The sequence below is a fragment of the Rhodococcus sp. PAE-6 genome (assembly GCF_025290685.1).
In the GTDB taxonomy this organism is placed as follows: Bacteria; Actinomycetota; Actinomycetes; order Mycobacteriales; family Mycobacteriaceae; genus Rhodococcus; species Rhodococcus pyridinivorans.
The window spans coordinates 1-265 of the sequence record NZ_JAOCLZ010000140.1 but is presented as its reverse complement, the minus strand read 5'-3'; the positions used below and the strand labels follow the sequence as shown (position 1 = coordinate 265).

The following is a 265-nucleotide window of genomic DNA, read 5'->3' as shown; positions in this document are numbered from 1 at the left end:
CCACCCCCGGCAAGGAGAAGATCAGCGCGCAGGTCAACGTGCGCGGCGTGCACGACCTGCGCGTCGGATGGCGAGCAGCTCTGGCCGCCTCCGCGAACAGCAAGGTCGTGGTGTTCGGATCCAAGTCGACGACCACGACTCCCGGCGTGCCGAACTCGGCGGTGAAGGCATTCCTCGCCGGCGACATGGACAAGGGCGTCTCGCACACCACCCGCATCTCGCAGGCGGGCCCGCCGTTCACCTATGCGGCGTCGAAGATCGCCGT

General features: G+C 68.3%; 1 pseudogene. It reads left to right on the top strand.

Features of this window, described 5'->3' with window-relative positions:
* Positions 1–265: pseudogene (locus NVV99_RS26550) on the top strand (NAD-dependent epimerase); the annotation flags it as partial.